This is a genomic window from Streptomyces sparsus, from assembly GCF_054776295.1.
In genome coordinates this window covers 1-575 of sequence record NZ_BAAHCA010001684.1, presented here as the reverse complement: position 1 = coordinate 575, position 575 = coordinate 1, and the positions used below count along the sequence as shown (strand labels likewise).

The 575-nt window shown below is 75.7% G+C and carries 1 pseudogene; it reads left to right on the top strand.

What is annotated here, in order from left to right:
* Positions 1–575, top strand: a pseudogene (locus ACYVE9_RS30295) (hypothetical protein); the annotation flags it as partial.

Below are 575 nucleotides of genomic sequence, written 5' to 3'. Positions count from 1 at the left end.
CCCGCCCGGACCCGGAGGCGGTCGCCGAGCTGTGTCGGCGCGCCGCCGAGCTGGACCGGCTCACCAGGGCGGACTGCCGCAGGGGCACGGACGAGGCGGAGCGGATGATGCGGCAGGGCGCGCCGGACAGCGGTCGCGCGGCGACCGTGGCCCGGGCCGCGGCGGCGTGGGAGGAGGCGTACTGGCGCAGCCTTCCGGAGGGGGAGCACCAGGTCGTCACGGGCCCCCGTCCCTCGCTCTACGGATGTTTCAACCAGGCTCATCTGCTGGTCAGCGACGTGTCGAGCGTGGTGGCCGACTTTCTGGCCGGGGAGAAGCCGTACGCGGTGGTGAACACGAGCGGCCTGGACGAGGACGGCTTCCGGGCCGAGTTCCCGACCGTGCGGGCGGCGACGATCCTCGAACCCGACGCAGGCGGCATCGCCGCGCTGCTGGAGACCGTGCGGGACCCCGGGAAGGACACCCTTCTCGGGGCTCGCGTCCGGCTCAGGGAGCAGCTGCTCGGCCCGGCCGAGCCGCCGGCGCAGGTCCGCTTCGGCAGGGCCGTGCGCGGGTTGCGCGCCGAGGCGGCCGCC